Source organism: Pseudovibrio sp. Ad13 (assembly GCF_001623225.1).
Taxonomy (GTDB): Bacteria; Pseudomonadota; Alphaproteobacteria; order Rhizobiales; family Stappiaceae; genus Pseudovibrio.
In genome coordinates this window covers 240,195-264,614 of record NZ_LMCC01000017.1, presented here as the reverse complement: position 1 = coordinate 264,614, position 24,420 = coordinate 240,195, and the positions used below count along the sequence as shown (strand labels likewise).

Annotated in this window: 20 protein-coding genes and 1 tRNA gene; 7 read left to right on the top strand and 14 right to left on the bottom strand. The window is 52.4% G+C overall.

What is annotated here, in order from left to right; all coding sequences use genetic code 11:
* The first annotated feature begins 77 nt into the window (after positions 1-77).
* Entirely contained in the window at positions 78-458 is a 381-nt protein-coding gene (locus tag PsAD13_RS20850) for a tautomerase family protein (protein WP_063319351.1), read from the top strand.
* A 78-nt stretch (positions 459-536) separates the two neighbouring features.
* Here PsAD13_RS20850 and PsAD13_RS20845 read toward each other — a convergent pair whose 3' ends face one another.
* From PsAD13_RS20845 to PsAD13_RS20825, 5 genes are all read right to left on the bottom strand, one after another.
* Positions 537-866: a hypothetical protein gene (locus tag PsAD13_RS20845; RefSeq protein ID WP_057462552.1), complete on the bottom strand. Its 330-nt coding sequence runs from the start codon at positions 864-866 to the stop codon at positions 537-539.
* 73 nt (positions 867-939) lie between these two features.
* On the bottom strand, positions 940-2,181 hold the full coding sequence (locus tag PsAD13_RS20840; RefSeq protein WP_063319350.1) for a VWA domain-containing protein: 1,242 nt from the start codon (positions 2,179-2,181) through the stop codon (positions 940-942).
* Positions 2,182-2,190: 9 nt separating this feature from the next.
* Positions 2,191-3,150, bottom strand: coding sequence for a MoxR family ATPase (locus tag PsAD13_RS20835; protein WP_057462550.1), 960 nt, complete (start codon positions 3,148-3,150; stop codon positions 2,191-2,193).
* A gap of 115 nt (positions 3,151-3,265) precedes the next feature.
* On the bottom strand, positions 3,266-4,069 hold the full coding sequence (locus PsAD13_RS20830) for a methyltransferase (protein ID WP_063319349.1): 804 nt from the start codon (positions 4,067-4,069) through the stop codon (positions 3,266-3,268).
* A gap of 91 nt (positions 4,070-4,160) precedes the next feature.
* Positions 4,161-4,385: a DUF2007 domain-containing protein gene (locus PsAD13_RS20825; RefSeq protein ID WP_057462549.1), complete on the bottom strand. Its 225-nt coding sequence runs from the start codon at positions 4,383-4,385 to the stop codon at positions 4,161-4,163.
* Between the two features lie 195 nt (positions 4,386-4,580).
* Between PsAD13_RS20825 and PsAD13_RS20820 the strand changes: the two genes are divergently transcribed.
* Positions 4,581-5,594 carry a polyprenyl synthetase family protein gene (locus PsAD13_RS20820; protein WP_063319348.1) on the top strand — a complete coding sequence of 338 codons (1,014 nt, stop codon included), beginning with the start codon at positions 4,581-4,583 and terminating at the stop codon, positions 5,592-5,594.
* Between the two features lie 123 nt (positions 5,595-5,717).
* Positions 5,718-5,915 (top strand): hypothetical protein, encoded by a 198-nt coding sequence (locus PsAD13_RS20815; RefSeq protein WP_063319347.1) that lies wholly within the window; start codon positions 5,718-5,720, stop codon positions 5,913-5,915.
* A 98-nt stretch (positions 5,916-6,013) separates the two neighbouring features.
* Here PsAD13_RS20815 and PsAD13_RS20810 read toward each other — a convergent pair whose 3' ends face one another.
* The 4 genes from PsAD13_RS20810 to PsAD13_RS20795 form a co-directional block, all read right to left on the bottom strand.
* Positions 6,014-6,334: a hypothetical protein gene (locus tag PsAD13_RS20810; RefSeq protein WP_208986843.1), complete on the bottom strand. Its 321-nt coding sequence runs from the start codon at positions 6,332-6,334 to the stop codon at positions 6,014-6,016.
* Positions 6,335-6,439: 105 nt separating this feature from the next.
* On the bottom strand, positions 6,440-7,900 hold the full coding sequence (locus PsAD13_RS20805) for a catalase (protein WP_063307923.1): 1,461 nt from the start codon (positions 7,898-7,900) through the stop codon (positions 6,440-6,442).
* A 404-nt stretch (positions 7,901-8,304) separates the two neighbouring features.
* Positions 8,305-9,186: a 4-(cytidine 5'-diphospho)-2-C-methyl-D-erythritol kinase gene (locus PsAD13_RS20800; RefSeq protein ID WP_063319429.1), complete on the bottom strand. Its 882-nt coding sequence runs from the start codon at positions 9,184-9,186 to the stop codon at positions 8,305-8,307.
* Between the two features lie 22 nt (positions 9,187-9,208).
* Positions 9,209-11,026 carry a tetratricopeptide repeat protein gene (locus PsAD13_RS20795; protein ID WP_063319346.1) on the bottom strand — a complete coding sequence of 606 codons (1,818 nt, stop codon included), beginning with the start codon at positions 11,024-11,026 and terminating at the stop codon, positions 9,209-9,211.
* Positions 11,027-11,352: 326 nt separating this feature from the next.
* Here PsAD13_RS20795 and ppdK point away from each other — a divergent pair, with 326 nt between their 5' ends.
* Both ppdK and PsAD13_RS20785 read left to right on the top strand, forming a co-directional pair.
* Positions 11,353-14,025: a pyruvate, phosphate dikinase gene (ppdK, locus tag PsAD13_RS20790; protein WP_063319345.1), complete on the top strand. Its 2,673-nt coding sequence runs from the start codon at positions 11,353-11,355 to the stop codon at positions 14,023-14,025.
* Between the two features lie 8 nt (positions 14,026-14,033).
* Complete coding sequence (locus PsAD13_RS20785) at positions 14,034-15,014, top strand: methylmalonyl Co-A mutase-associated GTPase MeaB (RefSeq protein WP_208986841.1); 981 nt, start codon at positions 14,034-14,036, stop codon at positions 15,012-15,014.
* A gap of 33 nt (positions 15,015-15,047) precedes the next feature.
* On the opposite strand, the gene PsAD13_RS20780 is transcribed toward PsAD13_RS20785, so the two are convergent.
* From PsAD13_RS20780 to map, 3 genes are all read right to left on the bottom strand, one after another.
* Positions 15,048-17,336, bottom strand: coding sequence for a bifunctional diguanylate cyclase/phosphodiesterase (locus PsAD13_RS20780; protein WP_208980701.1), 2,289 nt, complete (start codon positions 17,334-17,336; stop codon positions 15,048-15,050).
* A 193-nt stretch (positions 17,337-17,529) separates the two neighbouring features.
* On the bottom strand, positions 17,530-18,357 hold the full coding sequence (gene radC / locus PsAD13_RS20775; protein ID WP_063292732.1) for a DNA repair protein RadC: 828 nt from the start codon (positions 18,355-18,357) through the stop codon (positions 17,530-17,532).
* A 22-nt stretch (positions 18,358-18,379) separates the two neighbouring features.
* Complete coding sequence (map, locus tag PsAD13_RS20770) at positions 18,380-19,225, bottom strand: type I methionyl aminopeptidase (RefSeq protein WP_063292731.1); 846 nt, start codon at positions 19,223-19,225, stop codon at positions 18,380-18,382.
* A gap of 378 nt (positions 19,226-19,603) precedes the next feature.
* Between map and PsAD13_RS20765 the strand changes: the two genes are divergently transcribed.
* Positions 19,604-19,688, top strand: a tRNA-Leu gene (locus PsAD13_RS20765).
* Between the two features lie 460 nt (positions 19,689-20,148).
* On the opposite strand, the gene PsAD13_RS20760 is transcribed toward PsAD13_RS20765, so the two are convergent.
* The gene (locus PsAD13_RS20760) at positions 20,149-20,892 is read right to left on the bottom strand and encodes a murein L,D-transpeptidase family protein (RefSeq protein ID WP_084404790.1); all 744 of its coding nucleotides are present in this window, start codon (positions 20,890-20,892) and stop codon (positions 20,149-20,151) included.
* 350 nt (positions 20,893-21,242) lie between these two features.
* Here PsAD13_RS20760 and PsAD13_RS20755 point away from each other — a divergent pair, with 350 nt between their 5' ends.
* Complete coding sequence (locus PsAD13_RS20755; protein ID WP_063319344.1) at positions 21,243-22,145, top strand: LysR family transcriptional regulator; 903 nt, start codon at positions 21,243-21,245, stop codon at positions 22,143-22,145.
* 178 nt (positions 22,146-22,323) lie between these two features.
* Here the strand turns inward: PsAD13_RS20755 and PsAD13_RS20750 are convergent, their stop codons facing one another.
* Positions 22,324-24,102: an OFA family MFS transporter gene (locus tag PsAD13_RS20750; protein WP_063319343.1), complete on the bottom strand. Its 1,779-nt coding sequence runs from the start codon at positions 24,100-24,102 to the stop codon at positions 22,324-22,326.
* Positions 24,103-24,420: the final 318 nt, after the last annotated feature.

Sequence of the window (24,420 nt, the reverse complement as noted above, 5' to 3'; positions counted from 1 at the left end):
ATATAGTTAGTCATTGTATATTCAAATATTAAAGTCGCGTCTAGAGTTGCCTCAGCGAACCAGAGGAGGAAACGCTGATGCCACTTGTTCATATCTCATTGCAGTCAGGAAAATCTGATGTTTACCGGCAGGCGATTTTTGATGGTGTTTATCATGCCATGCGTGATGCGCTTGAGACGCCAGAGGACAACCAGTTTATGGCGATTACAGAGCATACCAGTGCCAATTTTCGGTTTGGCGGCTCATATCTTGATATTGCCCGCAGTGAGGATCTGGTTTTTATCCAGATTACGCTCAACAACACCCGCAGCTCCGCGCAGAAGAAGGCTCTGTTTCAACGCATTGCCGAGCTGCTTGGAGATAAGCCTCAAATCCGGTCAGAGGATGTCTTTATAAATTTGATTGAGGTGGAAAAGGAGAACTGGTCGCTTGGCAACGGCATTGCTCAATACGCGTGACACCATTGCCTTTCATGGTGAATTTGAAAGCCAATGAAGGAGGTGACAACGCTGAGAGGCGTCTGATACGTGGGTGTATCAGACCTGCTTGTCCATGATTTCTGCTGGAAGGTGGGCCATCCATTTGCGGCGGATTGCTTTTTCCAGATCGAGATCATTGCGGTCTGCATAAAGCAGAAGGTGGGCCAGCAGGTCTGCTGCTTCATCTTCCTTTTGCATATGCAGTTCTTTTGGAGTTGCTGAACCGGAACGGCCGCGGCGGGTGGCCTTCAAATGGGCTGCCGTCAGCTCTCCGAGCTCTTCCTGAAGTTTCGCAAGATACCAGATCTCGTCACGGTTGATGTTGAACCGTTTGGCGTAGATTGCTGATACTGTTTTTACAATGTGCAGAAGTACTTTGAATGTCATCGGATCTGACAGAAAGGTTGGGCTTTCTGCGTGGTCTCACGCAGGCGAGCCGAAGGTTTGAGCAGGATGTGTGCTAGAGGAATCTCTTGGTGGCATCATATGAACTATTTATGCGCTTGTCATTCAGCGCCAGACAAAGATCTTTGACCGCATCCAATGAATGGATTGCCCGAAACTCATCGGTATGCGGCAGTATTGCCTGAATTCCGCGTGCTTTGGCCTCAAACTTGTCGTAGCGCAGCAGCGGATTGAGCCAGATGAGCCGTCTGCAAGATCTGTGGAGACGGTCCATCTCAACGGACAATTCATCATAAGCTTCCCGTTCCAGCCCATCCGTGATGAGCAGGACGATTGGTCCGCCGTGGCAGACACGTCTGAGCCAGGTACGGTTGAAGGTTTGCAGCGAGCTGGCAATGCGGGTGCCGCCAGACCAGTCTTCCACCTCATCCGTACAGGCAGCGAGGGCTTCATCAGGGTCTTTCATGCGCAGGGCGCGGGTGATGTTGGTGAGCCGTGTGCCAAACAGGAAGGTGTGGGTTTTGCGCTTTTCTGACAGAGCGTGCAGGAAGTGCAGCATGATGCGTGAATACTGGCTCATGCTGCCCGAGATATCGCAGAGCGCGACCACGGGTGGATGAACCTGCGCGGGCGCTTTGTGCTTGAGATCGATGATGGAACCACCAGCCTTGAGTGTGGCGCGCATGGTTCTTCTCGCATCCACCTGTTTGCCCAGAGTGTGCGAATGGACGGGCTTGAAGCGACGGGAACGGACCTGATCTGCTGGCATGGTGAGGCGGGCGAGGGATCTGCGGGCTTCGGCAATCTCCTCGGCGGTCATCTGTGCGAAGTCCTTCTTTTGCAGGACTTCTTTTTCCGAGACGGTGAAGCGGGCGTCTACCTCTATCAGTGGTTTGGTTTCTTTGGCCTCGCGCTGCTTGTTGGCCTCAAAGGCATTGGCGACACGGGATTGAGCGGCGCGTGGCTTTTCTGGTTCGCGTTGCCCTGCTGGGGCAACGGGAGACAGCAGTGCCAGCATCTTTTCAACGAGGCCTTTGCTTTGCCAGTAAAGGCGGAAGGCTTCGTCGAAAACGGGTTGCTGGTCGCGCTTATGGACGAAGACGGAATGTAGGGTCCAGTAGAGGTCCTGCTTGTTCTCAATACCGTTGATGGTGACCGCGCTCACTGCATCCACCACAGAAGACGGCCCCGCAGGCAAGCCCGCTTTGCGCAGGGTTCTGGCAAAGTGGACGATGTTTTCCGTAATGCGCCCATGCGGTGGGCGCGGAGATGGTGCGGGGGCGAGGGTGTCCTGCATCAGGCAAGGCTATGCTGTTGGGGCAGGCATGCTGCCAGCAATGGTGGCCTGCGAGTTGGCTTCCATGCGGATTTCATCGAGGATCGCACGGGTTCTGGAGCCTTTGATGCGGTCGATGTCCTCCTGATACTTGAGCAGGACGCCGAGCGTGTCTGACACCATTTCCGGATCAAGCGCGACCTCTTGCAGCTCTGTGAGGGCGTTTGCCCAATCCAGCGTTTCAGCGACGCCTGGCTTTTTGAAGAGCGCGTCATCCTCTCGCAGTTTTTGCACGAAGGCGACGACCTGAGCGGAGAGAGCTGCGGCGGCTGTTGGCAGTTTGGTCTGCACGATTTGCAGCTCGCGCTCTGCTGTCGGGTAATCCACCCAGTGGTAGAGACAGCGGCGCTTCAGAGCGTCGTGAATTTCGCGGGTGCGGTTGGTGGTGATGATGGTGATCGGAGGTTCTTCGGAGGTGATGGTGCCCAGCTCCGGGATGGTCACCTGACTGTCCGCCAGCACTTCCAGCAGGAAGGCCTCAAAGGCTTCATCGGTGCGGTCCAGTTCGTCGATCAGGAAGATAGGCGCCCCCAGCTCTGTGGTTTCCAGCGCCTGTAGCACCGGGCGTTTGATCAGGAAGCGAGGGCTGTAGAGCGCTGTATTGAGGTTCTCACGGTTCACGCTGCCGGATGCTTCAGCCATGCGGATTTCGACCATCTGGGCCGCATAGTTCCACTCGTAAACGGCGGAGGAGACGTCCAACCCTTCATAACACTGTAAGCGGACCAGCGGGCGGTTGAGCGTGGCCGAGAGGACTTTGGCGATCTCGGTTTTGCCAACGCCAGCCTCGCCTTCGAGGAAGAGGGGCCGTTTCATGCGCAGAGACAGGTGCAGCACGGTTGCGAGTGCGCGATCTGCCAGATACCCGCCAGAACTTAAGAGCGTGAGGGTTTCCTCAATGGAGTTTGGTAGGTCAACCTTGCTGCTCATAAATAGTCTGCTCCCGCCCTGTCATCTGCTGCGCTTTGATTTGCGCCTTGCGATCATAATAGGGAGAAAAACGTATATTGAAAGCGGATTGTTATCGGCAGGTTAGCCGTGTTGCTCAACGGTTTGTGAGGCCAAGGCCCATGCCGTCGCGCATGACGGTGGTGGCTTGCCGGGTGAAGGTGCCGCCTGCTTCTTCATGCAGGGTGAAGCCCGGCAGGATCTGGAGCGGGGCTTTGCTGGCGGCCACTGCGCGGACAATGATGCGGGTGGCTGGTGCGTCGGCTGTTGGCCGGATCGGGATGATATCGATGGCACCGAAACGGCGTTGCATGGGGTCGAGGAGATCTTGCAAGCCATCTGCTCTGAAGATGATGGAGAGCGTTCCACCGTCCTTCAGCAGATCTTTCGCGGTTTTGATCCACGGCTCAATGCCACGTTCGTCCAGCGCATGGGCTGGGGCACGGTCTGACTTTGGTGTGACGCGAAAGCGGGCGCTGTCGTAATAGGGCGGGTTCATGATCACATGATCCGCGATGGAAGACCCAAGGCCGCTTTGGTGGCGAATGCTGCCCTTTGCGGTGAGGTTGGATTCCAGAATGGAGACGCGGTCAGCAAAACCTCCGTTTTCCGGCAGAGACAGGCCTTTGCGGGCCAGCGCTGCGGTGACGGGATCAACCTCCACGCCGACGGCTTTGATGTTTGGCAGGCGGTGGGCGGCGCAAAAAGCTGCAGTGCCGACGCCAGTGCCCAGATCGTAAAGCGTGCCTGTGGTGCTTTGCGGAAGGGATGCGGCCAGATAGACGGCATCAAGCCCCGCTCTATGACGGCCTTTTGCAGGTTGCTCAACCATGACTTTACCGCCGAGGAACTTGTCCCTGGTGGTTTGCTGCTGAGATTGAGGTGTTTCAGGGTTGGTCATGGCGGCGCCGGATCAAGAAAAGTCGCAATAACGCACTGATACAGGCTGCCGGTATTCATGCAATCCCTATTGTTTATCTAAAGAGAAGTTTTCACGCGTCTTTTAGGTAGTGCCCCAGGTCGGCATCACGCATAAGTTGACAAGCTTCATCCATACGGTCTGCTTCCACCATGATCCGGCGCGGCAAAAAGCCAAGGGAGCCGTCCAGTATGCTCATGTTGGTGTCGGCGACGAAGTAGATGATCTCGGCATCTCCCAGCAGGGCTTCAAGATGCGAGATGAGGACGGGATCTGTTGTTCTGATGAGTTCTTCCACGATGATGTCCTCTTGAAGAGAGTTGCCTATTTTGCCAGAAAGTATGCAGGTTAGGGTTGGTATTGTGAAAAAAACTAATTGTGATTGGTAAATTATCCCTTCGACACTACTTTATTGGCAGCAAATTCTTACTAAAGCTTGCTCGAGACTATCTACCAACCTATTGTCCCGTTGGAATCAAAATAGAGGTATCCCGTGGGCGTTGTTGGTCTTCAATCTCAGACAGCCAAACCAGCTGGAATTCAGGGGCTCGTAGAGCTCGTTTCAGGTGACATGGAGAAGGTGAACGAGCTGATCCTCTCCAAAGCCGGTTCTAATGTTGAGCTGATCCCGGAAATTGCGCGCCATCTGATCGATTCAGGTGGGAAGCGTTTGCGCCCGATGCTGACACTGGCGTTTGCACAGATGTTTGGCTATGAAGGCGAGGGACATGTCATCCTTGCAGCATCTGTAGAGTTTATGCATACGGCAACTCTGCTGCATGATGATGTTGTCGACGAAAGCGATATGCGCCGCGGTAAGCTGGCTGCTCGCAAGCTTTGGGGCAACCAGGCCAGCGTGCTGGTGGGTGACTATCTGCTTGGTCAGGCTTTCAAGATGATGGTTGATGTGCACTCTCTGGAAGCGCTGCGCATTCTGTCTGAGGCCTCCGCAATCATTGCTGAAGGTGAAGTGCTTCAGCTGGGCGCCGCTCAGGATACCACCACGACCTTTGAGATGTACCTGCGGGTGATTGAGGCTAAAACAGCCGCTTTGTTTGCAGCTGCGTGCGAAGTGAGCCCGGAGATTGCCGATAAAGGTGACGAGATGCGTGCAGCTGCACGCAAGTTCGGCCTTGAGCTTGGTTATGCCTTCCAGCTTGTTGATGATGCGCTGGATTATGGCGGGGCGACTGTTGATCTTGGCAAGGACGTTGGTGATGACTTCCACGAAGGCAAGATCACACTGCCTGTCATCTACGCGATGGAGCGTGGCAGCGATGAGGACAAGGTGTTCTGGAAACGTTGTCTGGAAGATGGAGACATCAAAGACGGCGATCTGGATCATGCCATCAAGCTGCTGAACGACACTGGCGCTCTGGCTGATACGGTTCAAAAAGCGCGTGATTATGGTGCATCTGCAATTGAAGCTCTGACCAGCCTGCCAGACGGTCCTGCCAAGCAGGCGCTGAAAGAAGCCGTCGACTTCTGTATTGCCCGTGTGAGCTAATCAGAGAGCAGTTCGAAGAAATTGAAAAGCGCCGCAGCAGAAATGCCCGGCGCTTTTTTGTTGGCTGTACTGGGAGTGAGACTTGTGTACCGTGGAGCAACTGATAGAGCATGGAGAGACCACATGACTGCAAATCAGATTGTGCTGACTATAGTTCCTGTGGTGATTTTTGTGCTCGCACTTGTCATCTTTTTGAAAGTAAGGAGTGCAAAGAAGACTGCGCAGCCTAAGGTTCATGGCCCGCATACTCCGGGTACAGGTAATGATCCCAAAGAAATGATACGCAGCAAAGCACATACTGGTTTTGATGGTGGATGTTGAAAAAGTGTTTTGAGCAAAAAATCTAAATTATATAGCGGTTGGCACTGCTGCCTGTTTTAAGTTAAAGTGCAGCAGTGCATTGAAAAAGCTACTTTAAATCATGCCTTTTGTAGCTTGTGGTCGTAATAATCCCGATAATTCTTGTTGTACTCTTCCTGTTCAATAGGCAAATTAAGTGATGCCCGCAATCTGTTCGCGATATGTTGTCTGGACCAGGTAATAGCTGCGAGCTCAGAATTTGTTTCTGCTTCAAGCTCCGATATGACCTGAAGGATTTTGGCGCTTAAGTCTTCCTCATTTTGACTCGCGCTCCAGGCATTGCTCGCAACGACAGATGCTCCTGTGGCGACAGCCATAGTGGAACCGCGCGTTAAAAGCATGCGTCGATTGATATGGGTATCGTTACCTTTGAAATCCATTGAATTTTCCCCTTAGAATGTACTTCGGCAATTGTGGATCAGGGGCCTTTATTGGTTGGTTGGTCGGCTTGGGCAGAGCCCCTGATCTTTGGCTATCAATGTAACTTAGATGTCTTTTACATCTGCAATACTGATGTTGAGCGCGGCTGCAACACCTGTGCCGTAAGCAGGGTCCGCGCGGTAACAGTTGCGGACATGACGGTGTTGGATTTCGATACGTGCGGGGCTAAGCGAGCGGGCTGTGTTTGCAAACAGAGCTTCTTTCTGATCTGCATTCATTGAGCGGAAAAGAGCGCCAGGCTGAGAATAGTAATCTTCATCCTCCCGATGGTCCCAATGACCCGCAGCTCCTTCTATGGAAAGTGGTGGCTCGGAGAAATCTGGTTGCTGTTGCCATTCGCCAAACATGTTCGGCTCATATCCGATACGTGAACCGTTGTTGCCATCAACTCTCATGGCTCCGTCGCGGTGATAGGAATGGAATGGGCAGCGCGGTGCATTGACCGGGATTTGCGAGTGATTAACTCCAAGACGATACCGCGCAGCATCCCCATAAGAGAACAGGCGGCCCTGAAGCATTTTGTCGGGAGAGAAACTGACGCCGGGCACAATTGTGGACGGCGCAAATGAAGCCTGCTCAACTTCAGCGTAGTAGTTCTCAGGATTTCGGTTCAGTTCAAGCACGCCAACTTCGATCAGCGGATAGTCGGACTTGGGCCAGACTTTGGTTAGATCAAACGGGTTGATGTGATAATTGCCGGCCTCTTTTTCTGGCATAATCTGGACTGACAGTGTCCATTTCGGAAATTCGCCATTCTCAATGCTGTCATAAAGATCTCGCTGGTGGCTTTCGCGATCATTTGCAACGATTTGAGCGGCTTCTTGATCTGTCAGGTTTTTGATACCTTGTTGGGTTTCAAAGTGGAACTTAACCCAATAACGCTCGTTGTCTGCGTTGATGAAACTGTAGGTATGACTGCCAAATCCATGCATATGGCGATAAGTCGCTGGGATGCCGCGGTCTGACATGACGATTGTGACCTGATGCAGAGCTTCAGGCAGGTTCGTCCAGAAATCCCAGTTGTTATCCGCACTGCGCATGTTGGTGCGCGGATCTCGTTTTACTGCATGGTTCAGATCTGGAAACTTTAGCGGATCGCGGAGAAAGAAGACTGGTGTGTTGTTGCCCACCAGATCCCAATTGCCTTCCTCAGTGTAGAACTTTATGGCGAAGCCGCGAATGTCCCGTTCTGCATCAGCAGCGCCACGTTCTCCTGCCACTGTCGAGAAACGCATAAATAAATCGGATTTTTTGCCAACTTCGGAAAATATCTTAGCGCGAGTGAACTTGGTGATGTCATTGGTTGTTGTGAACGTTCCATAAGCGCCAGAACCTTTGGCATGCATTCTGCGCTCAGGAATAACCTCACGATCAAAGTGGGCCATTTTTTCGAGGAACCAAACATCCTGCAGCAGAGCTGGACCGCGGGGGCCTGCAGTTTGAATGTTCTGATTGTCGGGGACGGGGGAACCAAAAGCAGTGGTCAACTTGGGCTGATTAGTCATATTCTCTCCGCATATTATTATGCCTGAAGGATGATTTCAGAGCGGAGAAAATCAAAATCAAATAAACTTATTGAGTCATAACTTGTCTTGATGATGTTGTAACATCGGCTGAAAAGATACGGTAGATCAGGAGTTTACCTTTGGGAATTTAGCTAGCTGTTGTGGCGTGTATGTGAGGACAACTTTGGATTGAAGGCAAATTGCGAGGCAAACCAGATCACAGCCGACTGTCCTCGGCTTCTGAATGATCGGGGTAATCTGTGAAGGGTAAAGGCGTGTCTGCTCCGGGTGAAAAGATGGGGAGGTTAGCCCCCATCGTGGAACCGCTTGGCAGCATAGACGACTTTTAAAAAGAGACTTATGGCAAAGCCTGCATGCACATAAGTTTGGTTTCCACGCTCAGCCTAAACCCGTGCCGCCTTGATCCACCAGTTTCCTTTAGCTTCCTGCAAGTGGGAGGCTATGGCTTGGGCGGCTTCTAGGGTTTCAACGAGGGCAAAGCAGGTGGCGCCGGAGCCGGACATGCGGGCGAGGAGGGTATTTGGCTGGGAGGCCAGTAGGTCGAGGACCTCAGAGATTTCTGGTGCCTGTGAGATCGCTGGTTTTTGTAGGTCGTTGCGGCAGGTTTTGAGCCAGTTGGCGAGGGCTTTCATGCTCTCGAACTCTTCTGGCATTTCCGGCAGCGGGGTGTTGTTTTTCTTTTCCAGTGCGTGGAAAATGGCTGGGGTGGAGACCTCAATCAATGGATTGACCAGGACGATTGCGCCGGATGGGAGATCTGTCAGCGGTTCGATGATCTCCCCGATGCCGCGAATGCGGGCAGGCTTTTCTTCCAGACACATAGGCACATCAGCGCCGAGGCTGAGGGCCAGTTTGGCAAGGTCTGTTGGAGACGGAGACACGCCCCAGATCCTCGTGAGCGCGCGCAGAGTTGCGGCTGCATCTGCGGACCCGCCGCCGATACCTGCTGCAACGGGGAGCGATTTCTCGAGCTCTATCTGAACTCCTGATGCAGAGGGTAGGTGTTCTGCGAGCATGTTTGCGGCTTTGATAACCAGATTGTCTGCAGGATCGCCCTGTATCTTCGCAGAGAACTCGCCAGTGATCTGGAGTGAAAGGTCGGGGGCTGGTTCAACCGAGATCTGGTCACCGATTTCAGGGAACACCACAAGGCTGTCGAGCATGTGGTAGCCGTCTTCCCGTTGACCGGAGATGTGGAGCGCAAGGTTCACCTTGGCACGGGCTAATTCCTCAACCCGTGCTGCCTTTGTATCTTCCAAAGTCATCATACTATGATCGTGTTATGAGTTATTTGTTGTCTGCAGAGCTTGCGACGACCGGAACGGCGTCTTCCATGCCATTTTCGATTTTATCGAGAATGCGCTTCAGGTCTTCTGGTTCCGGCTCAAGGTCGCGGGCGTGGTTCCACTTGTAGCGGGCTTCCAGTTTGCGACCAACTTGCCAGTACGCATCGCCCAAATGATCGTTGATGATTGGATCATGCGGACGCAGAGCGACAGCGCGTTCCAGCTTTTCAGCTGCTTCTTCATAACGGCCCAGGCGATAGTAAACCCAGCCGAGGCTGTCGACGATGTATCCATCAGTTGGACGCAGGCGAACAGCGCGTTCAATCATCTTCTGCGCTTCATCCAGCTTCAGACCGCGATCTACCAGGGAGTAGCCGAGATAGTTGAGGATCATTGGCTGTTCAGGCTTGAGGGTCAAAGCTTCGCGGAAGTCTTCTTCAGCAGCGTCCCACTTGTCCTGACGTTCGCGGGTGATGCCGCGGAAATACAGGATCGTCCAGTGGTTTGTCTGAATTTCGCTGAGGGTATCCAAGCCCTGATTGTAGGAGGTCTCGGCTTCCTCAAAGAGAGAATGGCCGCGCAGCACGTTGCCCAAAGAGGTGATGGCCTCTATGTCACTCGGATCGGATTCCACCAGCTTTTCAAGATGGGCGCGGGCTTCTTCCAGATTATCCAGAATGTTGTAATGAAGCGCAATCTGGATTTCAGCTTCGCGTTTCATTGGTGAGCCGTCTGATACCGCTGACAGGTACTCAATGGCGCGCTCGTTGTCGCCAAGCTGCTCAAACAATGAGGCCAGACCAATCAGGGCTGAATCATTCTTTGGATTGAGGTAGGCGGCGAGTTGCAGGTAATTTGCGGAGAGCTCTTCGCCTTCTTTGCTGACTGCGATACCGAGACCGTGCAAGGCTTCCGCCAGTCCTTCAGCTGGTGATTTGGCGACGGATTCAATAACCTCGCCGCTCTCAATCTTCGCTCTCAGAGTTACAAGAAGCGGATGTTCTGGAATGAGTTGCTCGTACTCGGCAACGATGTCCAGCGCTTCTTGCTGTCTGCCGGAGGCGGCGAGCATACGGGTGTAGGAAATGGCGTTGCGCAGGGCGCCGCGGTCAATCTCGTAGGCTGCTTTATAAAACTCGGCGGCCTGATGTGGGTTGTTGTTGTATTCAGCCAGCAGGCCCGCGTTGAAATTGATGAAGAGGTCAAACCACTTGGCGCCGGTGGTGCTTGTCAGATCTGCGATGGCCTCATCTGTTTTGCCCTGACCTGCTTTGACCCAGGCTGAAACAAGAGCAAAGCTCAGACGGGACAGCGGGTTGACGTTTTGTGTGACGGCATCTGGCAGTTCGGTGGTGAAGTCACCTTCATGAATGCGCTGTGCGGCAACGGCCAGCTGTGCAAGGAAGTGCTCGTTGTCTTCTTCCAGAATGCGGTTTGCCAGAGGGAGCGCTTTTTCGACATTGCCGTTTGCCAGTGATGTGACAAATGCGCGGTCGAGAATATAAAAATTATCCGGGTCACCGTGCAGAGCTGAGGTGAAATAGTTGGACGCGGCGGCCAGATCCTGAGCGAGAAGGGCGCTTCTGCCTGACAGGTAACTTCCTGACAGAGAGCTTGCAGCCGGTAAGGACTGGGAATTTGCCTTCGCGCTTTGAGCGGGAACAAGTGGCGAGCCCAACAGAACAAACGCCAGCGCAGAGGCCATTAAGGCCCTTTTTGAAAATCTGTTTTTATTAACAGAATGATAGGTCATACGGCCATTGTTCTGAGCAGAAGCAGAATTGGAGCGGAACAGCGCAAAATAGCTTGTCAGGGTCATATATGTCTCTCATTGAGAGCCGATTGCGACTCAATATTACATCAATCTGTTAGTAGCGAAGAATGGCGTTTTTATAGCAGCCGGATAACTCACCGCATGTTGTTAAGTGTATCCGAACATTCTTTCAATTGAACCTACATTTTTTCAAGTATCTGCGGATAAGTAAGTATATTGATATTTCTCAAGAATTCAGAAGTATTTACGCAATAACACTAAGGTCGAGGTCTGAGTCTCTTGCTATAATGACCCTGTTCATTGCAGATAGTGGGCAGTGGTGCAATTCCAAGTGAGATTGGTTGTCGTCTCACTCAATAAAGGGGGGTGTTATGACCAAGTGGGTCTACATCTTTGGAGAAAACAAAACCGAGGGCGATGCTTCTATGAAGGAGCTGCTGGGCGGTAAGGGTGCAAACCTTGCCGAGATGAGCAGACTAGGATTGCCTGTCCCTCCCGGCTTTACCATTACAACGCAAGTTTGCACGCACTATTATGATGAAGGTCAGCAGTATCCTTCCGAGCTCAAAGAGCAGGTTCATGCTGCCATTGCGGCTGTTGAAGAGCTGACAGAGCGTAAGTTCAACAGCACGTCCAAACCGTTGCTGTTGTCTGTGCGTTCCGGTGCCCGTGTTTCCATGCCGGGTATGATGGATACGGTTCTGAATCTGGGTCTCAACGACCGGACTGTTGAAGCGCTGGCCAAAGATGCAAACGATGACCGGTTTGCTTATGACAGCTATCGTCGTTTCATCCAGATGTACTCTGATGTAGTGTTGGACGTAGACCACGATCACTTCGAAGAAATTCTGGAGGATTTCAAGGACGAGTACGACTACTCCCTTGATACTGACCTGACCGGCGACGACTGGAAACAGATCGTCGCGGCTTATAAGGACAAGGTTGAAGAAGAGCTTGGTCGTCCTTTCCCTGAGGATCCTGAAGAGCAGCTCTGGGGTGCCGTTGGCGCCGTGTTCAAGAGCTGGATGATCCCACGGGCCAAGACTTACCGCGCCCTGCACGAAATCCCAGAGGACTGGGGCACTGCAGTGAACGTGCAGGCGATGGTGTTTGGTAACACAGGCGAAAACTCTGCGACTGGTGTTGCCTTTACCCGTAACCCGTCCACTGGTGAAAACGCGCTTTATGGCGAATTTCTCATCAACGCGCAGGGTGAAGATGTTGTTGCGGGTATTCGTACGCCGCAGGATATCACCGAGAAAGCCCGCATTGAGGCGCATTCCGAAAAACCATCTCTTGAAGCGACCATGCCTGAGGTGTTTGCGGAGTTCCAGGCTGTTTGTGACAGGTTGGAGACCCATTACCGCGATATGCAGGATCTGGAGTTTACCGTTGAACACGGCAAGCTTTGGATGCTTCAGACCCGTAACGGTAAGCGGACGCTGAAAGCTGCGCTGAAGATTGCGGTTGATATGGCTGAGAGCGGCCTGATCACCAAAGAAGAAGCCGTTGCGAGCATTGCGCCGTCTTCTCTGGATCAGCTGCTGCACCCGACCATTGATCCTGCCAGCGAACGGGATGAGCTGACTGTTGGTCTGCCAGCTTCTCCGGGTGCTGCCTGCGGTGCGATCGTGTTCAACTCTGACGATGCTGAAACAGAAAAGGCCAATGGCCGCTCTGTTATTCTGGTTCGTACAGAGACCAGCCCTGAAGACATTCACGGCATGCATGCTGCGGAAGGCATTTTGACAACACGTGGCGGAATGACCAGTCACGCGGCTGTTGTTGCGCGCGGTATGGGTAAACCTTGTGTTGCTGGCGCTGGAACCATTCGTGTTGACGCCCGTAATGAGACCATGACGGTTGACGGTCGCAGCTTTGGCAAGGGTGATACAATCACCATTGATGGCGGCAATGGCCAGGTGCTTGCCGGCAAGGTCCAAATGCAGGAGCCTGAGCTTTCCGGTGATTTCAAAAAGCTGATGGAATGGGCTGATAACATTCGCCGCATGAACATTCGCACCAATGCAGAAACACCTGCTGATGTGAAAGTTGCGCTTTCTTTTGGAGCTGAAGGTATTGGTTTGTGCCGTACCGAGCACATGTTCTTTGAAGGCGAACGTATCCTTGCGGTGCGTGAAATGATCTTGTCTGATACGGTGAAAGAACGCAAAGCTGCGCTTGCGAAGTTGCTTCCGATCCAGCGTCAGGATTTTATCGATATCTTTGAGCTGATGGTTGATCGTCCGGTCACCATTCGTTTGCTTGATCCGCCACTGCATGAATTCCTTCCTAAGACGGAAGAGGACATTGCTGAGGTTGCCAAGCAGATGGACATTGATCCGGAAGAGCTGCGTGAGCGTGCGGAAGAGCTGGAAGAGTTCAATCCGATGCTCGGCAATCGTGGTTGCCGTTTGCTGATTTCCTATCCGGAAATTGCAGAGATGCAGGCACGGGCTATCTTTGAAGCTGCGCTGGATGTTTCCAAGCGTCATGGCCGCAAGGTGGCACCTGAAATTATGGTGCCGCTGGTTGGCTTGAAGAGCGAGCTGGATATTGTTCGCGAGAGCATTGACGGTACAGCGGCAGTTGTGGCCAAGGAACTGGGCGAAAAGCCTGAGTACTCTGTTGGCACCATGATTGAGTTGCCACGGGCCGCGCTGCTTTCTGAAGAGATTGCTGCGTCTGCCGAGTTCTTCTCTTTTGGCACCAACGATCTGACGCAAACCACCTTTGGTATTTCTCGTGATGATGCCGCGTCCTTCCTGGGCAAGTACCAGGAACGGAAGGTGATGGAGAAAGATCCGTTCGTCTCATTGGATGTGGACGGCGTTGGCCAGTTGGTGAAGCTTGCAGCCACGAATGGCCGTAAGACGAAAGCTGATATCAAACTTGGTATTTGCGGAGAACATGGCGGTGATCCAGCCTCCATCGCCTTCTGCGAAACTGTTGGTTTGAACTACGTGTCCTGTTCTCCGTTCCGTGTTCCTGTTGCGCGTCTTGCTGCTGCTCAGGCAGTGCTGGCTCAGCGGAACAAGGGGTGAGTGGCTTTGTGAAAAAGGGGAGGAGCTGGCCTCGGTCGGCTCCTGTCAATCTGGAAGACCTGAGAGCTGGCGGGAAGCCAGCTCTTGCACGTTTGCTCAGTGCTATCGAGAGTTATGAGGGGCATCCTCAGTTGATCTCTTTGCTAGATGAGGCGTTGCAAAACCCAATCGCGCATGTGATCGCGCTGACCGGACCTCCCGGCGTTGGGAAATCCACCCTGACAAATGCAATGATTTCGGAATACCGCAGCGCGGATAAAAGCGTTGGTGTGATTGCGGTTGATCCCTCTTCTCAGGTGACTGGTGGATCGTTGCTGGGTGACCGGACACGACTTTCAACAGATCCGGAAGATCAGAAGATTTTTGTGCGTTCCATGGCGGCGCGAGACCGGCTTGGCGGGCTCTCCGAGCATGCAATTGCTGCGGTGATCCTGATGCGGGCTGTGATGGACCGTGTGATCGTGGAGAGTGTTGGTATTGGCCAATCTGAGGCAGATGTGGCTCTTGTGGCTGATACCTGCGTGCTTTGTATTCAGCCGGGATCTGGTGACAGCCTTCAGTTCATGAAGGCGGGTATCATGGAGCTGCCGGACATTATCTGCGTGACCAAGGCTGATATGGGGGACGTTGCCAGCCGTGCTCGTGCGGATGTGGAAGGTGCCATGAGCTTGAGTGCGAAGAGAGGGGACTGGAAGGTTCCTGTGTTGATGCTGAGTGCAATGGACAACAGGGGCCTTAGTGAGCTGATTGAGGCCAGCGACAGACATCACTCTGTGCTGCACGATAATGGTGGTCTTGCGGTTCAACGCCGTGATCAGGTGAAGGCCTGGCTTGTTGACCAGCTTAAGATGCAGTTTGGACAACAGGGTGTTGCTGTGCTGAAAAATTCCGGTGTGCGCTGGGAGGAAGCGGCCAAGGGGCCTTTTGCTTTCAAGCAGGAAACCAGCGAGACATTTGCTGCGTTCTGGAAGAGTTTTTCTGAGAACTAAATTGAGATGACAGCCGATCGCGAAGGGCGCAGATTATTCTGCTGCGCCCACTCTGATTTTGCGTGGCTTCTGTTCCACTTCTTCATCCCTGTCATCACGCCATAGACGGAACTTGCCAAGTGGGATTGGGCGGGAGAACAGATAACCCTGCATCATTGGGCAATCCATGGTGAGCAGCAGTTCTTTCTGCTCTTCTTCTTCCACGCCTTCAACACACACATCCATGCCAAGACGGAGCCCCAGAGTGATTGAGCTTGCCAGAATCTCTCTGGCTTTGGCATCAGTCACCGCACCATTGATGAAGGAACGATCGATCTTGATTTTGTCGAACAGATCGCGGCGCAGGTAGCTGAGAGATGAGAAGCCAGTTCCAAAATCATCCAGCGCAATTTTTACGCCGAGATTACGAAGACGCTCGATGACTTCAACCACTGTTTCTGAGTAGTTGATTAGAACGTCTTCAGTGACTTCCAGTTCCAGGCGGTTAGGTTCCAGCTGGTACTTTTCCAGCAATGTGTTGACCAGCTCAGGGAATTCCGGATGCCGCAACTGGGTTGGAGAGACGTTCACGCACATGGTGACGTCATTCAGGGTTGAACCATCCTTGATCGCGTTCTCCAACACCCACTCACCAATGCGGTTGATGAGCATGGATTCTTCAGCTACCGGCAGAAATGCAGCTGGTGGCAAAAGACCTTTTTTCGGATGGTTCCAGCGAATGAGAGCCTCGGCTGCCAGAATGTTCTTGCCGGTGTTGTCCATGATAGGCTGGTAGTAGTTCTGGAATTCGTTGGCATTGAGCGCGCGTTTGATATCCTCTTCGATTTCGCGGGAGATCTGAAGAGTGTCCTCCATCTCCTTTTCAAAGAGCACATAACGGCCACGGCCCAGTTTCTTTGCCTGATAGAGTGCAATATCTGCTCGGCGCAAAAGCGCTGTCAGATCGTGTCCATGCTCAGGAGATAGCGCGACGCCCATGCTGGCTGTAGTCAGGATCTTGTGTTTCTCAACCTTGAAGGCATCCGAGAGCATCTTCTCGATGTACATGCAGGTTTCGATGATCTCATCCATGCTGGTGCGGTGCGCCAGTACGATGAGGAACTCATCTCCACTGACGCGCGCGACCCGGTCTTCCATGTTGATCGACACTTTGAGGCGTTCGGCGACGAGTTTGATGACTTCATCGCCGATGGAGTGGCCCAAGCTGTCGTTAATCTGTTTGAAATGGTCCAGATCCAGAAATACAATGCCAGTAATACGCTGTTTTTGTCGGTCGCGTCGCAGCACGTCAGCTGCAAAAATCTCGAACCATGTTCTGTTGGGCAGGCCACACAAGGCGTCATGGAGTGCTGCATGTGTCGCATCTGCTTCATTTTGCAAGATGCGGTCTGTCATCTTGATGTAACGGAGCAGAATGAGAATCGTCATCAGCAAGATAGCGATGATGGTTCCCAGAAAATACGGTGATGAGTTGGTGTAGATCGCGCCAGAGGCTGCGGTGGTTTTCCAGCTCAGGTTGGCGATGATCTCGCCGTTGCGGCGGAGCAATGGCAGGGATACACGCTGGAAGTCGGCTTTTGGCTTGTTCGTGGTGATGAACATTTCCGACAAGCCCGTTGATTCCTCAAAGGATCTGATGGACCGGATGTCCAGTGACCGTACCCAAAGCAGATAACCGGCAACTGTTGGCATACCTTTTGGCGGTGCTGTTGACGGAGTGATTGCTGCAACTGTGGCGAGGCCGATTGCACCATCAACCAGAACAACATCGCGCAAGCTCAATGCCAGAGGGGCGTGGCTGCGCAGTGGTTCAGGTACACGGAACTGGGTTTGCTTCGTGTTGGCCCGTGTTTCCAGCTCAGACAGTGTGGCATCAAGCTGGCCACGAAGCTGATCTTCAAAGACTTCGCTGTGCCATGGCAGGTCGCGGCGGTAGGTGTAAAGCGGCTTCATATCCTTGTTGAGGATGACGAAGATGTCCCGATCACCACGTGTGCTTGGGGTCGGTGTCAGATCCTCATCCAGCAGGATGTTGGTTTCTTCTGAAAGAACAGAAGCGTATGCCTTGTTTGAGATGGCGATGCGCTCTGCTTCATTTGCGAGCCCATTGCGGAACACTTTGAGGTTGCTCTGTACGAGGCGAACTTCTTTATCGACCTCAAAGTCGAGCGCACGCTGGGTTGACCAGTAGAACGCCAGATACCCAACAGCCAAAGCTGCAGCTACAACACACAGGATCAACAGAGCCATCATGCGGGCTCCGATTTTTTTGCCTCGTGTAATCGTATTGCCGAAAGTACTGCCCAACACTGCTGAAGTCATGGGAGTTTTCGAACTCGGTTGTCCCGCCATCGGCAATTTACTCATGCTGCCTTTAAAACTCTTGATTGTATGCGAAAACGCACTTGCCCATGCTTATGTTCGGAGATTTTGCTTGAGTGAGCCTGTACAACCGACGTGTTTTATCGATCGCTTGGGAAATTTATGTGAATGGAGTTCTGCTGCTGGGGATAGCTTAGATGAGTTGAAGGCCTCTGAAACTGACGTGACCTGAGCCGGCTATGATGATGTGATCGTGCAGCACTATCCCTAGTGGTTCCAATGTGTTTGAAATTTTCGTCGTCATTTCAATATCTTGGCGGGATGGTGTTGGGTCGCCAGAAGGGTGGTTGTGGACCAGAATGACCGCGCAGGCTGACAATTCCAATGCCCGTTTTGTAACTTCGCGCGGATAAACGGGCGTGTGGTCAACTGTTCCGGTCTGCTGGACTTCATCTGCGATGAGGCGGTTCTTTTTGTCCAGAAACAGGATGCGGAATTCTTCTTTGTCGTTGTGCGCCATAGCTGCGCGAACGTATTCCAGAACTTTGCTCCAGGAGGAGAGGGGGTCGCGCTCTACAACCTGCGCTTTAGCGTAGAGAATAGATGCGGCCTGCATTTCTTTGATAAAACTTGCTGTGCGTGGCCCGCAACCGGGAACCTCTTCCAGCCGTTGTTTTGGAGCTGCAAGAACTTGCGCGAAGGAGCCAAACTGAGCCAACAGTGCTTTTGCCAGTGGTTTGGTGTCGCCCTGTTTGATGGAGGAGAAGAGGAGCATCTCCAGCAACTCGTAGGATTGGAGGCCGTCCAGGCCTGTTTCCTCAAACCGTTCACGCAAGCGTGCACGATGACCGTGATAGTGTTTGGCGGCTGGCTTAGGGGATTTACTCTGTTTAGCAGAGGGCGGAACCGGGAGAGTTGCCGGTTCGTCCAGAGGGATATGGCTCTGGAGTGCAGGCACGGTGGGTGCCTGCTCCTGAGGAGAGGGAGTTACCTCATGAAACCCGAAACTGGTTTGTTTCATTCCCCCTCCTTACTTGGTGCGGCTAAGCAGCGGCTCCGGCTTCCGGTTCCATTGGGTTGAACAGGCCTGCTGGTGATGTTGTGAAGATATCGCACCCTGTTGAGGTGATGCCGATGGAATGCTCAAACTGAGCAGACAATGTTTTGTCTTTGGTTTCAGCCGTCCAGCCGTCTTTCAGCACTTTCACATCTGGTCGTCCCAGATTTACCATTGGCTCAATTGTGAAAATCATGCCCGGCTTGAGCTCGATGCCAGAACCTTTCTGGCCGTAATGCAGAATATTTGGCATGTCGTGGAACAGCTTGCCTACGCCGTGACCGCAGAAATCGCGGACAACGGAACAACGCTCTGATTCTACGTATTCCTGGATCGCATGACCAATATCACCTGTGGTGTTGCCCGGCTTGGCAGCTTCCAGAGCACGCATCAGAGATTCGTGGGTGACTTCAATCAGGCGCTTGGCTGCTGGCTTGAGTTTGCCAACCGGATACATGCGGGAGCTGTCGCCGTGCCAGCCATCAACGATGTAGGTAACGTCGATGTTGACGATGTCGCCTTCTTTCAGCTTCTTCTTCGAGTCAGGGATGCCGTGACAGATGACGCGGTTGATGGAAGTACAGCAGGATTTGCTGAAGCCACGATAGTTCAGTGTTGCCGGAACGCCGCCGCGCTCCTTGCCAAACTTGAAAACGAAGTCATCAATTTCCTGCGTTGTGACGCCTGGTTGCACCAGCGGCACAAGTGCGTCGAGGCACTGTGCAGTCATCTGGCTTGCTTTGCGCATACCTTCAAAATCTTCCTGGCTGTAGATCTTGATCTGTCCGGTATTTTTCAGGGGCGCGTTGGCAGCGTCTACGTAGTCAATCATTTTCCCGTTTTTTCCTTGTTCCGTTTCGCGCAGGGACGAACGCAGATTACATCATGAGGAACTGTAAAATGCCGTTATGCTTGCTCGCAAGCCCTGCTTCTCCGTAGAAGCTTCTCCTATTTTTTTAGGGGCATTCTAGGGAGTAATCTGGTGTTTCCCCACTTATATCGGGTATTTTTGAAAGGTGTAGCGAAAAAAGAAGGTCAGATCCTTAACTGCGCACGCATTTTGTGAAGCCCGTTGCATTCCGTGGTTCCTGTCAGGATTCTATCGATTTTTTGAGGGGCTTAATCCGGGATAAGCCATAGGAACTTCTTGGATAACGGAAAAGAGGCACTTGCACGAAAGTGGTTTGCTCGTGTACTCAGGTGCCTGCAAGCGGTCGTGGTGGAATTGGTATACACAGCAGACTTAAAATCTGCCGCCCTTGGGCTTGCGGGTTCGAGTCCCGCCGTCCGCACCAAATTACTCTCCCAAAAAATTATATTGTAAACTTGCAATAGTGAGACTGTTGCACAGTTTTTTCGCCAAGAATGCGTGATGGTTTTTCAGTGCGGTTCGAAGCAATTTGCTTGTGTTGTCCTCAAAAGAAGATTCGGCAATGCAATGAGTTATATATTTTCACCTGTTCTCTGCATGTTGTTGTTTTACCGAATATGCTGATTTTAAGAAAAATGTAATTTCCGCATTGTTGTAAGAGAACTAATGGAGCGGAAAATGCGGAAAGTTCTTGCTGGTGTATTCCTAGCAATGTTTGCAGTATCTTTAGGAGCTGGGGTAGCTGCGGCGCATAGCGGTGGGACGAATAGTGATGGATGCCATAATGATCGCAAACGTGGGACCTATCACTGCCACTAGGCTTGATGAGTAATCAATGAGGGTAGTTGGAGCATTGCTCTAGCTACCTGCTTTCAGGGTGTAGGCTAAACATCAAATCTGTAACGTTTTCCTTCTGCCGACACATCTGGTGGTATGCGGTTTTCTTCGAATAGGTCGTAGCCCTGTTTGAGGTTGCGCCAGAAGTTCAGCCAGTTTGAGTTGGCGTGCTTGCTGAGGTTTTCCTCTGTCATCTCAAAGGGGAAGATATGGACTGGGACTGCGCCTTGTCCGTTCTGAAGGGCAGCTTCCACGAGCAGATAGATTTCCTCGATATGTTGGTTGGTCATGGCGTAGCAGCCGATGGAGAGGCAGTTACCGTGGACCATCAAGTAAGAGCCTGTGCGGTCCAGTGACTGATCAAAGGCGTTCGGGAAACCGAGATTGAAGGAGAGGTGATATCTGCTGTTCGGGTTCAATTGTCTGGCTGACACATTGTAAAAGCCCTCAGGAGACTGACCGTCGCCTTCTTTCAGCTTTGGCCCCAGATCACCAGAGTATTTGCAAATCTCCCATGATTTGTAGGGCTGATAGGTTTTGCCAGACCGGATCCATGCTTCCAGCCGACTTTCTTCTTTAAAGACACGCAGGAAAACGGGGTTTCCCAAGGTCATTCCTTTGAAGGTCAGATCTGCGCGCAGGGCTGGCAGGCGCTCATCTTTAACTTTTGTGAGGTTTGCGGAGCCGGGCAGATCATAGGGCAAGAGTAAGTAAGTGGCGAAGACTGCCAGCATTACGAAAAAGGCTGTGCCGACTGCCCAAAGGAGCGGACGAGAAATGATTTTTGCCATGGAAGGTCCGATTGCAAATCACTGGAAACTGAGATTGGCAGATAAGAGAGGCAATGTGGCCAAGTCATGGTTCGCACTGGAAACTCTGTGAAAAGGTCACTCTGATACTCCTGTGGCGTAAGTACGCAGCGCATTTGTTTTGCTTTTCTTTGAAAAAACAAATGCTAATGCAGTTCGCATCTAGGCAGGACCTGGTGAACTGCATTGGCATTTTTTGCTTGCGTATCTTTATCCGAAAACCGGCTTCCACTTTTCGGCGATACACTATAGTGTCCGTGCCCATTCTGATCTGATTGCTCTATTGTGCTATAGAGCGTTTCTATCAAGCGTTGTGTGAAGGGTGATCGTCCTTGGATATTCGGCAGTTACAATACCTCGTTACTCTGGCTCAAGAGCGGCATTTTACCCGTGCCGCTGCGGCTTGTAATGTGACGCAGCCAACGTTGTCAGGCCGAATTCGCCAGCTGGAAATTGAGCTGGGCGTTCCCATTATTGAACGTGGCAAGAAGTTTCATGGATTGACTGCGGAAGGGGAGCGCATTCTCGTTTGGGCGAAGAAGGTGCTTGCGGACTGTAATAGTTTGCGGAACGAGGTTGCGGGAAAGAGTGCTGAGGTGTTCGGCAAGGTCAATATCGGCGTTATTCCCTCAGCTGATGTTGCGACAGCCTCTCTCATTCTGGATTTGAAGAAGAGCCATCCGCATGCACATGCGACGATCCAACTGATGAGCCATGATGAAATCCATAAGGCTCTTGAGGATTATCAGATCGACGCCGGCATCACGTACACTCAGTTCAGTGATGCAAAGAAGCACAGCAGTTTTACGCTTTATGAGGAAGACTACCGTCTGTTCATGCCAGCAGGGCATCGCTTGCAAGGGGTAGACGCAGTGGAATGGGAGACGGCTGTGAATGCCGGGGCGATGGTGGCGCTTTCGCCGAAGTTGCAAAACCGGTTGATGGTGGATAGCACGCTTCGCTTCCTCGGTGTTGAGTTGGACCCCGAGGTTGAGGCAGAGACAATCCCGTCGCTTGGCGGGTTCATCCGTGCGGGGTATTGCGCGATCTTGCCGGAATTTTCTGCCTTGTCGCTTGGAGCAGGAATTGTTTCCGTCCCGCTGATTAAGCCAGTGGTTTCGCACAGCATCGGTATGGTGATGACAAAGCGTGAGCTGGAGCCTGCGATTATTACGTCTTTGGCGGATTGTGCGGCTCAGTATAAGAAGCCGCTGATTCCAGCGCAGGCTGATTAGAAAATGGTACAGCTTTAGAGCCTGTTGTGTTCATTTACATTCACACCTCATGCTCTAACTCCTTTATTTTGAGCGAATTCTTGTCGTTTGATTGAATACAATCAAACGGAACGCGCTCTAGAGTTGCTCATAAAAAAAGCCCGCGATGATCGCGGGCTTAGTTGTTTGGGTTTGCTTTTTATTCAGCAGGCATTGGTGCAGATGTTTGTTTGCCAGATGCTGCCGGTTTTGTTGTTGTGGCTTCTCCTTCGCCCAGTGCGTCCTCAGCCATGTGATACTTGGGGTGGACTGGCTTCATGAGGAGGTTGGAGACGAGTGCTGCGACGAGCAGTCCAGCCATCACATACATTGTGGTGTTGTAGAGACTCGGAGTTGGATCAACTGTGCCTTCCGGAGCCACTTCCATCAGTCTTGAGACAGAGATGGACTTTGCTGCGATGAGCTCGGCCAGTTTCTCTTTGCCTTCACCGAAGGTCTGGAGGAATAAGGCTGGATCAACCTTTTCCGCAAGCTCATGGATTTTGGTGTTTACAGACCGTTCGCGCAGGAATGTGATGAGGAATGGACCAGCAACACCTGCCGCAGACCATGCGGTGAGCAGGCGACCATGGATACCGCCGACGAATTTGGTGCCGAAGATATCTGCCAGATACGCAGGGATTGTTGCAAAACCGCCGCCGTACATGGTGAAGATGGTCATGGTGGCTGCGTAGAACATCACCAGCCACATCACGGAGGGGCTAGCACCTGCTTCTGCCGCGATGAGCGGAATGGAGAGGTATAGGAAAGAGCCCAGCACGAAGAAGACGGTGTAGGTGTTCTTGCGGCCAATATAGTCAGAAAGAGTAGACCAGCCGAGGCGACCCATAGCGTTGAAGACGGAGATCATCAAAACGTAGGTTGCGGTGAAGGCTCCGTCTACGATGGTTGGCATGCCATTGCCGAAGATCTCGTAGATCATGGTTTTGGAAACGGAGATCACGCCAATCCCAGCTGTCACGTTGAAGCAGAGCACGATCCAGAGCTGATAGAACTGTGGTGTCCGCAGTGCTGTATCAATATGCACATGGTTGCGAGTGATAAGGCCTTGTTTTGCAGGGTCTTCCTGTGGTGGCTCCCAACCTTCCGGTTTCCAGCCTGGTGCGGGAATGCGGTAGGCGAAGGAAGCGAGGATCATCACGAAGAAGTAGACAATACCCAATGTGAGGAAGGTTGATGCTGCGCCAGTGTTGCCTGTGCCTGCTAGGTAAACGCCTGCTTGGGCACCGTCAAAGGCAGCTTCTGCTTGAGATGCACTGACGACAATGGCTTCCAGCTTCTGGCCTGCAACCTGTACGTAGCGCACTCCGTTTTCTACGGTTGTTTGTACGTCAGCGAGAGGGCCGAGATAGTCAGGTGCTTTGGCATAGAGGCCCAGAAGCCAGCTTTTCAGCGGAACTGCGATGATTGCGCCGCCGCCAAAGCCCATGATGGCCATGCCGGTTGCCAGACCGCGGCGGTCAGGATACCAGCGGATCAGGGTGGAGACGGGTGAAACATACCCAAGGCCCAAGCCACAGCCGCCAATGACGCCATATCCCAGATACAGCAGCCAGAGCTGGTGGGTCATGATGCCAATTGAGCCGATGATGTAACCACCTCCCCAGCAGAAGGCAGCTGTTGTGCCAACGCAGCGCGGGCCAACTTTCTCAAGCCATTTGCCTGCAACAGCGGCAGACAGGCCAAGAAACAGAATTGCGACTGAGAAGATCCAGACCACAGAACTGAGAGACCAATCTTCAGCTGCTGGCGCTATGCCGCCGATTTCTCTTACAAGTGCCGGATTGTAGATACTCCATGCATAGGCGGAGCCGATGCACAGGTGAATTGCAATGGAAGCCGGTGGAACGAACCAACGATTGAAGCCCGGCTTGGCTACGATCGCGTCTTTCAGCATAAAGCTTGGTATTTTAAACATCAGCAAACCCCTAGAGCAATCAAAGCAGTTTGCATTGCCTCGCCCGGCAAACCGCCTCGATCTTTTGTTGCGACTACATTCTGTTTTCCGAAAATCGAGCCCCATTTCGGGAATGCGCCTAGGAGGCAGGCGAGAGGGAGGAAGCCTGCATCCATACGTTGAGTCTGCATCTAACACATGGTTAGTTGAAATCGCCAGAGTCTATCACGTTATAGATGTAATCTATTACAATGTGGGTTTGTGGAGGATAGGGCAAAGCCAAAAGCAGAAAGTGGTGCGGTGAAAAATTTTGCACGCTCTGATTTATTTTGAAATATC